At 65.5% G+C, this 12,462-nt stretch carries 10 protein-coding genes; 9 read left to right on the top strand and 1 reads right to left on the bottom strand.

What is annotated here, in order from left to right; genetic code table 11:
- The 9 genes from K2W81_RS03500 to K2W81_RS03460 are packed head-to-tail and all read left to right on the top strand — an operon-like array spanning position 1 to position 11,892.
- Positions 1-1,512 (top strand): XrtA system polysaccharide chain length determinant, encoded by a 1,512-nt coding sequence (locus tag K2W81_RS03500; protein WP_294101373.1) that lies wholly within the window; start codon positions 1-3, stop codon positions 1,510-1,512.
- Entirely contained in the window at positions 1,509-2,453 is a 945-nt protein-coding gene (locus tag K2W81_RS03495) for an AAA family ATPase (RefSeq protein ID WP_294101371.1), read from the top strand. Before K2W81_RS03500 ends, K2W81_RS03495 begins: the two co-directional genes overlap by 4 nt.
- Positions 2,450-4,045 carry a hypothetical protein gene (locus K2W81_RS03490; RefSeq protein WP_294101368.1) on the top strand — a complete coding sequence of 532 codons (1,596 nt, stop codon included), beginning with the start codon at positions 2,450-2,452 and terminating at the stop codon, positions 4,043-4,045. Before K2W81_RS03495 ends, K2W81_RS03490 begins: the two co-directional genes overlap by 4 nt.
- A gap of 32 nt (positions 4,046-4,077) precedes the next feature.
- Complete coding sequence (locus tag K2W81_RS03485) at positions 4,078-5,352, top strand: AAA family ATPase (protein WP_294101366.1); 1,275 nt, start codon at positions 4,078-4,080, stop codon at positions 5,350-5,352.
- A gap of 11 nt (positions 5,353-5,363) precedes the next feature.
- Positions 5,364-6,200 (top strand): XrtA system polysaccharide deacetylase, encoded by an 837-nt coding sequence (locus K2W81_RS03480; RefSeq protein WP_294101365.1) that lies wholly within the window; start codon positions 5,364-5,366, stop codon positions 6,198-6,200.
- Positions 6,197-7,270 (top strand): FemAB family XrtA/PEP-CTERM system-associated protein, encoded by a 1,074-nt coding sequence (locus tag K2W81_RS03475; protein ID WP_294101363.1) that lies wholly within the window; start codon positions 6,197-6,199, stop codon positions 7,268-7,270. Before K2W81_RS03480 ends, K2W81_RS03475 begins: the two co-directional genes overlap by 4 nt.
- Before the next feature lies 1 nt (position 7,271).
- Positions 7,272-8,489, top strand: coding sequence for a TIGR03087 family PEP-CTERM/XrtA system glycosyltransferase (locus K2W81_RS03470; RefSeq protein WP_294101362.1), 1,218 nt, complete (start codon positions 7,272-7,274; stop codon positions 8,487-8,489).
- Entirely contained in the window at positions 8,486-10,000 is a 1,515-nt protein-coding gene (gene xrtA, locus K2W81_RS03465; RefSeq protein WP_294101361.1) for an exosortase A, read from the top strand. Before K2W81_RS03470 ends, xrtA begins: the two co-directional genes overlap by 4 nt.
- Positions 10,000-11,892 carry an XrtA/PEP-CTERM system amidotransferase gene (locus K2W81_RS03460; protein ID WP_294101359.1) on the top strand — a complete coding sequence of 631 codons (1,893 nt, stop codon included), beginning with the start codon at positions 10,000-10,002 and terminating at the stop codon, positions 11,890-11,892. Before xrtA ends, K2W81_RS03460 begins: the two co-directional genes overlap by 1 nt.
- Here the strand turns inward: K2W81_RS03460 and K2W81_RS03455 are convergent.
- Entirely contained in the window at positions 11,889-12,350 is a 462-nt protein-coding gene (locus K2W81_RS03455; protein WP_294101357.1) for an MAPEG family protein, read from the bottom strand. The two genes, K2W81_RS03460 and K2W81_RS03455, sit on opposite strands and share 4 nt — an antisense overlap.
- Positions 12,351-12,462 lie beyond the last annotated feature (112 nt).

Below are 12,462 nucleotides of genomic sequence, written 5' to 3'. Positions count from 1 at the left end.
ATGAATGGCCTTTACGACGAGATTCGCATCGTCCTCCACGGCATCTGGCTGCGGCGCTGGCTGGCGCTCGCGGTTGCGTGGTTCGTCTGCGTGCTCGGCTGGTTCGCGGTCGCGCAAATTCCCGCGACCTATACTGCCAAGGCGCGCGTCTCGATCCAGGTCCAGTCGCTGCTACCCGGCAAGATCGGCATTTCGCCCGACGAGCAGGCGAAGGACCTCGACCGGGTGCGCCAGACGCTGACCTCGACGATCAACCTCGCCAAGGTCGTGCGGGGTACTGACATGGCCAACAGCATCGCCACCGATCGCGACGTCGCCGACCGCGTGGCGACGCTGCAATCCGCGATCAAGGTCGTCGCGCAGCAGGACAATCTCATCGAAATTTCGGCGACTGCGCCCGGCCCGAAGCTGGCCAAGCAGATCGTCCAGAAGCTGATCGACATTTTCGTCGAGGAGAATCTGACCGGCGACCGCGACGAGACCAGCTCGACGCTTCAGTTCCTCGACGGTCAACTGGCGCAGCGCCAGAAGCAATTGCAGGATTCGGAAGCCAAGCGCGCCGATTTCCAGAATCGCTATATGGGCTCGCTGCCGGGCACGGGGTCGCTCAACGACCGCATCGGCGCCGCGCGCAGCCAGATGGCGCAGGTCGAGACCGATCTCGCTTCGGCGCAGGGGAGCCTTGCCGCGCTCAACAGCCAGATGGCGGGGCAACCGGCGAGCACGCCGGGCACCGGCGGCGGTGCTGCCGGACCAGCACGGGCACGGGTCAATGCGATCCTTGGCCAGATTGCCGAAGCGCGCGGGCGCGGTTGGACCGATTCGCATCCTGATGTCGTCGCCCTCAAGAGCCAGCTCGCCGCTGCCCAGGCCGCCGCGCGCAACGAACCGCTCAGCGCGGGCGGGGCAGGGACGCCCAATCCGATCTATGCGTCGCTGCGGTCGCTTCAGGCCGACAAGCAGGCGCAGGTCGCGGCGCTCAGCGCGCGCAAGGCGCAGATCCAGAACGACCTCAACCAGCTTCAGGCGCGGCTGACCGACAATCCGGCGGTCGCCGCCGAACAGGCGCAGCTCGAGCGCGACTATCAAGTGCTCAAGGATCAATATGACAAGCTGCTCGCCGACCGCGAGGAAATCAAACTGCGCGGGCAGGTCCAGAACCAGACCAATTCGGTGAAGTTCAGCGTCATCGATCCGCCAGCCGCACCGCGTGCGCCCTCTGCGCCAAATCGCCCGCTGCTGCTCAGCGGCGTGCTGATCGCCGGCATTGGTGCTGGCATTGGCGCGGCGTTCGCGCTGGGTCAGCTCAAGACGACTTTCGCCACCGCGACACGACTTGAGCGTGCCACCGGGCTGCCGGTGATCGGCGCGATCGGCGAGCTGGTGACCACGGCCGAGCGCACGTTGCGGCGCCAGCGGCTGATGTATTTCGCAGGTGGTACGGCGGCGCTGGTAGTCGCCTTTGTCGCGCTGATCGGCGTCGAGTTTATTCAGCGGGGATTGACGGCATGATTGATCCCACCCCGCTGCGGCGCCCGTCGCTGCTCGAACGCGCCGCGACTGTCTATGATTTTGACGCGGCGTTCCGGGCGCGCGGCGCTGATGCGCGACCGATTCCCGCCGATGCGGTGACGGAGCCGTTCCCGCCGACGACCGCGCCTGACGTTGTTGCTCCGGTCGCTGAGGTGGTGCCCAAGCTCTGCGCGCGGCCTGATTTGCAGAACGTTGTCACGATCGACCCCGCGCGCTTCGCCGATCAGGGGCTGTTGACCCCCGGTGCCCCGGTCAACGCGCTTGCCGAGGAATTCCGGCTGATCAAACGGCAGTTGCTGCTGACTGCGCGGACCGTCGCCGCGTCACACGGCCCGCGTGCCCGCGCGATCCTGGTCGGGTCGGCCAACGCGCATGAGGGTAAGACCTACTGCGCGATCAACCTCGCGCTGAGCCTTGCCGCCGAGCGCGAAATCGAAGTCGTGCTCGTCGATGCCGATGTCGCCAAGCCCGATGTGCTGGTGCGGCTCGGGCTCGAGGACCGGCCTGGCCTGCTCGACGTGCTCGCCGATCCCAGCGCACAGATCGAGGACTATATTGTGCGCACCAACGTGCCGCAGCTGAGCCTGCTGCCAGCGGGCACACGGTCGAATCAGGATACCGAGCTGCTCGCGAGCGCACGCACGCCCGAATTGCTCGACGCGCTGCTCGCCGCCGATCCGCGCCGCATCATCGTCTTCGATTCGCCACCCGCACTGGCTGCGTCGCCCGCCGCGACGCTCGCGCTGCATGTCGGCCAGATCATGCTCGTCGTCCGCGCCGACCGCACCAGCGAGAGCGACCTGCGCGAAGCCGTCGCGCTGCTCGACGGGTGCGAACAGATTCAACTGGTGCTCAACGCCGTTGCTCATGCGCCGAACGGGCGCCGCTTCGGCAGCTATTACGGGATGGAGGACGCATGATGCGCAAGCTCATGATCGGGGCCGCAGTCGGGGCGGCAATTCTCGCCGCGCCTGCGTCGGCGCGCGAAAAGCAGATCACGCCGTACATCGAGGCAGCACAAATTGTGACGGCCGATCTGACCAACGACGACGTGCTCACCTACACCACGATTGCGGCGGGCATCGACGCGACGGTGCAGAGTCGGCGCGTGCAGGTGCAGGCGAGCTACCGCTACGAACACCGCTTTGCCTATGACAATCGGCTCGCCGATACCGACATCCATAGCGGCCTCGTCCGCGCTGCCGTGCGCGTTGCCAACCCGCTGACGATCGAGGCTGGCGGGCTGGCCACGCGCACCCGCTCCGACATCCGCGGTGCGGCGCCGGGCATCCTGCAAGGCAATGTCGCCAACATCAGCCAGCTTTACGCGGTTTATGCGGGGCCAACATTCGGCTCGCATATCGGTGATCTGGGCATCAGCGGCGGCTATCGCTTTGGCTATACCAAGGTGCAGGCCCCGAGCATCGTCAGCCCGGTCAATGGCCAGCGGCTCGACGTGTTCGATGATTCGCGCAGCCAGCAGGCGCAGGCGAGCCTCAATCTGAAGTCGGGCAGCGTGCTGCCGGTCGGGATCACGCTCAGCGGGGCGTGGTCGCGCGACGACGCGAGCCAGCTCGACCAGGTCTATGAGGGCAAATATGGCCGCCTCGACGTGCTTTATCCCGTCAGTCCGACGCTCGCGCTGACCGCCGGGGTCGGTTACGAGAATATCCAGATCAGCCACCGCGATGCGCTGTTCGACGCGGCCGGCCAGCCCGTCGTCAATAATCGCGGACGCTTTCAGATCGATCCCAATGGCCAGCGCCGGATCGATTACGACTTCGACGGCCTTTACTATGATGCCGGTGTCGTGTGGCGGCCCAATCAGCGCACCCAGCTCGAAGTCCATGCGGGCGAGCGCTATGGCAGCTTCAGTGCCGTCGGTAGCTTGACTTATCAGGCGTCGAAGACGGTCGCGGTGCGCGTGTCAGGCTATGACGGCATCCAGACCTTTGGTCGTCAGCTCCAGAACAATCTCAACGAGATCCCGACGAGCTTCAATCCGGGCAGCAACACGCTCGGCCAAGGCTTTAACGGCTGCGTGTTCGGCGCGCAGGGCGGGGCGGCGGGCAATTGCCTGAACAGCGCGCTGCAATCGGTGTCGACATCGGCGTTCCGCTCGCGCGGTGTCGATGCGGTGATCGCGGTCACCCGCGGGCGTACCAATTTCGGGGTTGGTGCGGGCTATGCGAACCGCGATTATCTGGCGTCCAACGGCGGGCCGGGCTTCACGATCAACGGTTTCGAAGACGAAAGCTACTACGTTCAGGCCTATATCAACCATCAGCTCGATAGGCGCACGTCGATCGACGCCAATGTCTTTGCCAATTATTACAAGAGTGGCATCGGCACGCAGATTGGCGTGTATAATGTCGGCGCGATCGGATCGATCAATCGGCGTTTCGGGCGGTTCAATGCCTTTGGCTCGATTGGCATCTATAACTTCGGGCAGGATCGGGCGCCGTCAATCACCTCACTTCAGGCGCTGGTCGGTGGCCGCTATTCTTTCTGACGATCCGGCGTCAACCGGACAGGACGGTAACGATGTACGATGAGCATTATGGATTGAGCGGTCGGCCGTTCCAGCTGACCCCCGATCCCAAATTCTGGTTCGAATCGGCCACGCACAAGAAGGCGATGGCCTATCTTGGCTATGGGCTGAGCCAGGGCGAAGGTTTCATCGTCGTGACCGGTGACATTGGCGCGGGCAAGACGACGCTCGTCGGCCATCTGATGGCGACGATCGACCGCGAGCGGCTGCACGCGATCAAGATCGTGTCGACGCAGATCGAAGCTGACGACCTGCTCCGCATGGTCGCTACTGGGCTCGACATTGATCCGACCGCGATGGTCAAGGCGCAGCTGCTGAGCGCGATCGAGCGCGGGCTGCATGCGGTGGCGCGCAGCGGTCGGCGCACGCTGCTGATCGTCGACGAAGCGCAGGCGCTGCACACGAGCGCGCTCGAAGAGTTGCGGATGCTGTCGAACTTTCAGGCGGGCGGGCACGCGCTGCTCCAGATTTTCCTGCTCGGCCAGCCCGAGTTCCGCGAGCGGCTGCAAGGGTCGGAGCGGCTCGAACAGCTTCGCCAGCGGGTGATTGCAACGCATCATCTCGACCCGATGGGGCCGGGCGAAGTCGCGGCCTATATCCACCACCGGTTGAACATCGTCGGGTGGCAGGGGCGTCCGGGCTTTACCGACGACGCCTTTGCCGCGCTTTATGCCGGATCGGACGGCGTGCCGCGTCGGTTGAACCAGCTTGCGGGGCGCGTGATGCTCTTTGGCGCGATCGAGCAGCTCGATCTGATCGATGGGGCCACGGTCGCCACCGTGATCGCCGACATGAACGGCGATGCGGCGATCAAGGCGTCAGAACCTGCGGTGTTGGCGGAGATGATTTCCACGCCGGTAGCTGAGACTGAAGTCCTTCATGTGCCCGAGGTTCCGGAATCTCCAGCGCCTCTGCCCATCGTCGGCCTCGCCGCGAGCGAATCCACCTTCGTCACCGAAGTTGCCGCGGTCGAGATGCCTGTCGCGGTGCCGACGATCGCAGAGAGCGACTTCGCGCGGCTAGCCGACCAAGTCGCGAACCTCGATGAAATGGTCGCGCTACAGGGCCACCGCATCAGCGCAGTTGCCGAGGACGGGCGCGATGACCGAGCGACTCATGCCGCAACCGATGCCCGGATCGCGGCCCTTGAAGCGCGGATCGAGGAGCAGGAAGCCGCGCTGCGGCGCATCCTGACCTTGCTGATCGACTGGATCGAAAGCGACAGCCACCGTCCTGATCTCGCTGCCTATCGCGGCCTGGCTGGCTAAGGGGACAGACCATGCGCAACGGGCTGTCGGTCGATGTCGAGGACTGGTTTCAGGTCGGCGCCTTTGAAAAGGTGATCGACAAGCGCGACTGGGAATCGCTGACGCCGCGCGTCGAGCGCAATACCGATGCCGTGTTGGCGCTCTTTGCCGAAAGCGGCGTCCGGGCGACCTTTTTCACCCTTGGTTGGGTTGCTGAACGTTATCCCGCGCTCATCCGTCGCATCGTCGACGGCGGGCATGAAATTGCAAGCCACGGCTGGGACCACGACCGCGTCTTCACGATGACCCCCGAGCAGTTCCGCGCCGATTTGGCGCGCGCGCGGGCGACGATTGAGGATGCCGCCGGGACCGCCGTCACCGGCTATCGCGCGCCGAGCTTTTCGATCGACCAGCGCACGCCGTGGGCGCATGCGATCCTGGCCGAGGCGGGCTATCGCTATTCGTCGAGCGTCGCGCCGCTGGTGCACGACCATTATGGCTGGCGCGACGCCCCGCGCTTCGCTTTTCGCCCGCTCGATGACAGCGACCTGATCGAACTGCCAGTGACCGTTGCCGAAGTTGGCAACAAGCGACTGGCGACAGGTGGTGGCTTTTTCCGGCTTTTTCCGGGGGCATTTTCGAGCTGGGCAGTGCGTCAGGTCAATGCCGCCGCGCGCCCCGCAGTGTTCTACTTTCATCCGTGGGAAATCGACCCCGGCCAGCCGCGCGTCGCCAATGCGCCGCTCAAATCGAAGCTGCGCCATTACAGCCGACTGGGCGCGATGGCCGGCAAGCTGCGCACGCTGATCAAGCGGCATGACTGGGGCCGTGTCGATCAGGTTGTCGCGGTCGAAGCGGCGCGCGCGTGACCTTACCGCTGCTCGCGATGCCGCTCGGCCTGCGCACGGCCGATCTCGGCGATGCCCGCGAGCGCGCGCGGATCGACGATTTCGTGCGTGCGCATCCCGAAGCGACACCCTTCCATCTGACGGCATGGCAGCGCGCCGTCGCGCTTGGCTGCGGCCAGCGCGCGCACTGCCTGATCGCTGAACGGGGGAGCGGCCTGATCGCGGGGATCCTCCCGCTCACCGAGATTCGCTCGATCCTGTTTGGGCGTGCGTTGGTATCATCGGGCTTCGGCGTGGGCGGCGGCATCTTGGCTGAACTCCCCGAGGCCGTCACGGCACTGGCTGACGCTGGCTGGGCACTCGCCGGTCGGCTCGGCTGCCCGACGATGGAAGTGCGCGGTGGGCCGCTGCCCGGCGCCGACTGGCAAGTCGACGACACGAGCTATCTTAACTTCGCGCGCCCGCTGGCGGCCGATGACGAGGCCGAGCTTGCCGCGATCCCGCGCAAGCACCGCGCCGAGGTGCGCAAGGGCCTTGCCGCCGATCTTGAGGTCGTCTTCGCGCGCGACGCGGTCGCACGACGGCAGCATTTCGCGGTTTACGCCGAGTCTGTGCGCAACCTCGGCACCCCCGTTTTTCCCCCGCGATTGTTTCGCGAAGTTATCGCCCACTTTGGTGAAGATTCTGATATAACGATTGTGCTGCAGCAGGGGGTGCCAGTGGCCAGCGTGTTGACGCTCTATTTCGGGGGGACCGCCTTTCCCTATTGGGGCGGCGGGACATTTGCCGCGCGCAGCCTGCGCGCGAATGAGCGGCTGTATTTCGCGCTGATGAGCCATGCCCGCGCGCGCGGCTGCACGCGGTTCGATTTTGGCCGGTCGAAGGTCGGCACAGGACCTGCTGCCTATAAGCATCACTGGGGTTTTGAGGGCTTGCCGCTGCGCTATTTCAAACGCAGCGCCGACGGTCAGACGGTGCGTGACGTCAATCCGCTCAACCCGCGTTATCAGGCCAAGATCGAGCGCTGGAAGAAGCTGCCGCTCTGGGTTGCAAACCGCGCAGGGCCGCTGATCGCACGCGGCCTCGGCTGACATGGGCGACATCCTGTTCCTGGCCCACCGCATGCCTTTTCCGCCCGATCGTGGCGACAAGATCCGTGGCTTTCACATGCTCAAGCACCTCGCGCGGGGCAGTCGCGTCCATATCGTCGCCTTTGCCGATGATTCGAACGATTTGAAGCGCAAGAGCGGGCTGGTGCCCTTTACCGCCAGCCGGTCGATCATTTTCCGGTCGAAGCCGCAGTGGCTCGCCGCGTTGCAAGCCTTGTTGTGGCGGCGCCCGGTGTCGCTGACCGCGTTCGAAAGCCGCGCCTTTGCCGAAGCCGTGCAAAGCGTGATGTCGCGCCAAGCGATCGATACCGTCTTCGTGTTTTCGAGCCAGATGGCACAATATCTGCCGCCTGCGGGTCGATTTCGGGTGATCATGGACTTTTGCGACATGGATTCGGCGAAGTTCGCCGCTTATGCCCAAAGCGCGCGGGGTCCGATGCGCTGGATGATGCAGCGCGAAGCCAATCTGCTGCTCCAGCATGATCGTGGCATCGCCGCGCGCGCCGCCGCCAGCCTTTTCGTCAGCGAAGCCGAAGCCGACCTGTTCCGCAACCGCGCCCGCGCCGAGCGCGTCCATGTCGTCGAAAATGGCATCGATACCGCGTTTTTCGATCCCGGTGCGCAGTTCAAGCGGATCGAATCGATTGCGGGATCGCTGATCGTTTTTACCGGCCAGATGGATTATCGCCCCAATATCGAAGCGGTGCGCTGGTTTGCTGAAACAGTGTTTCCGCACATCCGCGTCAAACACCCGGCCGCGCGCTTCGCCATCGTCGGGCGCAACCCCAGCGATGCCGTTCGCGCGCTGACCAAGATCCCGGGCGTCATCGTGACGGGCGAAGTGCCCGATGTGCGCGGTTGGCTCGCCGCCGCGCAGGTCGTGGTGGCGCCGCTACAACTCGCGCGCGGGGTGCAGAACAAGGTGCTCGAGGCGATGGCGATGGCGCGGCCGCTGGTGGCGTCGGCAGCAGCGGCCGAGGGGATTGACCACGGCGACACGATCCGCGTCGGCACGACCGTGGGTGAGATTGCCGACCACATCACCGCGCTGATCGAGGATCCGGCAGCGGCGCATGCGCTGGGGCTGGCCGCCCGCGCGCAAGTGCTCAAGCGCTATGGCTGGTCGGCCCGGCTGTCGGCGCTCGATCCCGTTCTGGGGCGTTCGTTTGGATCGGCCCGAAGCGTATCGACGGCGACATGACGATTGCCATCGCTGCGCAGGAATTTGCGCCCACGCCGCTGGCATGGCGTCGGCAGGGCGGCATCCTGCCGGGTGTGACCGTCCTGCTGCTCGTCCTGTTCGGGCATGACGCCGCTGATCTCGCGCGGATATGGTGGACCAGCACGACCTTTGGACATTGCCTGTTCATTGGCCCGGTGGTGGGTTGGCTGGTGTGGCAACGTCGGCATGAGCTCGCCGCGCTGACGCCGGTCGGCTGGGCTCCGGGGCTGGCGCTCGTTGCGCTCGGCGGGCTGAGTTGGCTGGTCGGCGATGCTGCCGGGGTCGCGCTGGCGCGGCATCTGGGGCTAGTAACTATGGTCCAGGGCGCGGTGGTGACGTTGCTCGGGCCACAGGTGGCGCGCGGACTGCTGTTTCCGTTGCTCTACGCCTATTTTCTGGTGCCGTTCGGTGAAGGGCTCGAAGCGCCGCTCCAGCAAGTGACGGTTGCGATGACAATCCCGCTGCTGCATCTGGCGGGCGTCCCCGCGCAGGTCGACGGGGTGCTGATCACCATCCCCAACGGCTATTTCGAGGTTGCCGAAGCCTGCTCGGGCGCGAAATTCGTGATCGCGATGTTCGCTTACGGCGTGCTGGTGGCGAACGTCTGCTACGTAACCTGGGCACGGCGCGCGGCGTTTCTGGCGATGGCACTGGTGGTGCCGGTGATCGCCAATGGCCTGCGGGCGTTCGGCACGATCTATGCCGCGCATCTGACCTCGGTCGAGGCGGCGACGGGGTTCGACCATATCGTTTATGGCTGGGTGTTTTTCGGGGTGGTGATGGCGGCGGTGCTGGCGATTGGCTGGCGCTGGTTCGATCGCGATCCCGATGCGGCCTGGATCGACGTCACGCGCTTGCCGATGCCGCGTCAGACGATCGACGCGTGGCTTGCGGCGGCGTTGGTCCTGACCACCGCCGCTGCCTTCCCCGCTTGGAGCAGCGTCTCGGCGGCACGCGCGGATGCGCTGCCATCGCGTATCGCCTTGCCGGAAGTGCCAGGCTGGCATCAGGTGCCGACAAGCACGCGCGCGGCATGGTCGCCCAACTATCCCGGCGCGGATCATTTCCTGATCGGGCGCTATGCCGACGCGCAAGGCCATCAAGTCGATCTCGCAATCGCGGTCTATGCCAGCCAGCGCGAGGGGCACGAAGTGGTTGCCTTTGGTGTCGGGCCGTTGCGTGAGGATGATCGCTGGGTGCGCGTCAGCGGCCTGCCGCCGGTCGCGGACGGCGCGGCGATGCGGATCACCGCGCCGGGGCCGGTCGAGCGGATCGTGGTGAGCTGGTACCGGATCGGTGAGACGCGGACGGCAAGTCCGGTCGCGGTGAAGCTTGCGACGCTGCGTGCGCGGCTGCTCGGCGGGCGTCAGGCTGCGGTTGCCGTGCATGTGTCGGCGGAGGAGCCGCGTGGAGAGGCCGCAATTGCGCGTTTCCTCGCCGCGCTCGGCCCGGTCGACCGCATCGCCGATCATAGCGCGGGCATTCGCTGATGTGCGGCATTGCGGGGCTGTTCTACCCCGGCACCCCCAAGCCGATCGACCCTGCGCGCATCGTCGCGATGACCGATGCGCAGGCGCATCGCGGGCCAGACGGGGCAGGGGTGTGGACCGCACCTGGCATCGGCCTTGGCCACCGGCGCCTCGCGATCATCGATCTCGGCGGCGGCGCGCAGCCGATGCACAGCGCCGATGGGACGATCTCGGTCAGCTATAACGGTGAGATTTATAACTTTGCCGAGGTTCGCGCCGAACTTGAAGCCAAGGGCGCGCATTTCCGCACCGATAGCGATACCGAAGTTTTGCTCTACGGCTGGGCCACGTGGGGGCCGGCGATGCTCGACCGGCTCAACGGCATGTTCGCGCTCGCGCTCTATGATGATCGCCGCAAAGCGCTGTTTCTGGCGCGCGACCGGATGGGGGTGAAGCCGCTCCATTATGTGGTGCTGTCGGACGGCGCGGTGGCATTCGCTTCGGAACTCAAGGGGCTGCTCGCGCACCCGCTCGTCCGCCGCACGCCTGATATCCGCGCGGTCGAGGATTTTATGGCGTTCGGCTATGTGCCCGACGACGCCTGCCTCGTCGCTGGCGTACAAAAGCTTGCGGCCGGGCACTTCCTGCTGATCGAACGCGGCAAGCCGGTACCTGCGCCGCAGCAATGGTGGGACCTCGACTTCAGCAACCGCACGCGGGCCTCGGCGAGCGCGATCGAGGAAGAACTGGTCGATCGGATGCGCGCCGCCGTGCGCCTGCGGATGATCGCCGATGTGCCGCTTGGTGCGTTCCTGTCGGGCGGGGTCGATAGTTCAGCAGTCGTTGCCCTGATGGCGGAGGGCTCGCGGCGGGCGGTGAAGACCTGCACGATCGGGTTCGACGCCGCTGATCATGACGAACGCGCCTATGCCAACCAGATCGCGACGCGCTTTTCGACCGAACATCGCGAGCGGATCGTCGCGGCGGATGATTTCGCGTTGATCGACACGTTGGTCGCCGCCTTCGACGAGCCCTTTGCCGATGCCTCGGCGCTCGCGACCTACCGGGTGTGCGAACTCGCGCGTGAAACCGTGACCGTGGCGCTATCGGGCGACGGCGCCGACGAAGCCTTTGCTGGCTATCGCCGCTATCGTTTTCAGGCGGCCGAAGAGCGGCTGCGCGGCCTGATCCCCGCGAGCCTGCGCACGCGGCTGTTCGGCGCGCTTGGCCGCTATTATCCCAAGGCCGATTGGGCGCCGCAGCGGTTTCGCGCCAAGACCACTTTTCTCGGCCTCGCCGATGATGGCGCGACGGCTTATGCGCGCGCAGTGGGTGTCACGCCGCCGGTGCTGCGCAATCTGCTGTTCACTGATGCCGCGCGCGCGGCGCTGGGCGGGCACCGTGCCGAGGATCGCTATCTCACGACGATGCAGAATGCCCCGGGCCGCGAGCCGCTCGATGCTGCGCAATATGCCGATTTCAAGCATTGGCTGCCCGGCGATATCCTTACCAAGGTCGATCGCACCAGCATGGCGGTCAGCCTCGAAGCGCGCGAGCCGTTGCTCGATTACAAGCTGATCGAATTTGCCGCGACGCTCCCCGTGTCGCTGCGCATCCGGCGCGGGCAGGGCAAATGGGTGATGAAGCACGCGCTCGAACGCTATCTGCCCGAGGACATCCTCTACCGCCCCAAAATGGGGTTCGTGACGCCGATCAGCGCCTGGTTTCGCGGGCCGTTGGCCGACGAAGCTGCCGCGCTCGCACGGTCCCCGATTCTCGGCGGCACCGGTTGGTTCGCTATGCCCGCGATCGAGCGGCTGGCCGCCGATCACCGCGCCGGACGCGCCGATCATGGCCGCACGCTGTGGCAACTCGTCATGCTCGAACGATCGATGGCGCGGCTGTTTTGTTAGCCGTGCATGTGCCAGCCGAAATAGGCCATTGCCGCGTGCAGGGTCAGCGCGAACAGGCATAGGCTGGCCAGCACGAACACGGAAAAGCGCACGAGCACGCGGTTGAAGGTGTTCTGGACGATGCTGTGGACGATCCGCAGCGCGACATAGGCCCAGGCGATCTGCGCATTGAATCCGTCGCCGGTGCCAATCAACGCATGGACGAAACAGATCGCATAGAAAATCGTCGGCTGTTCGAGCAGGTGGTTGTAATTGTCCGCCACCCATGACGCTTTGAGTTCGCCACCCGCGACGAGATCGGCGCGGAGTGCTGGCCCGGTCGTGCCGACGATCTTAGTGCCGTCGATCCCGGCGCGCGACATTGCCGGGAGCCGCGTCGCATACATCCAGATCCAGACGACAAGCGTCCAGGCGATGAGCGCGATGACGGGCGCGATGATCGGACTGTTGGTCGGCACAATGCGATTGCCCTAGCTTGTTCCTTAAGTAGCGCGCTGGTAGCAGCCGACTGGTCCCGCGACAACCACGACCGCTTGCACGATCGCGGGCAGAACATTACGCCTCCGTCGT

Origin of the sequence: Sphingomonas sp., assembly GCF_019749955.1 — a bacterium.
Classification (GTDB): domain Bacteria; phylum Pseudomonadota; class Alphaproteobacteria; order Sphingomonadales; family Sphingomonadaceae; genus Sphingomonas.
This window is presented reverse-complemented; position numbering and strand designations above follow the sequence as displayed.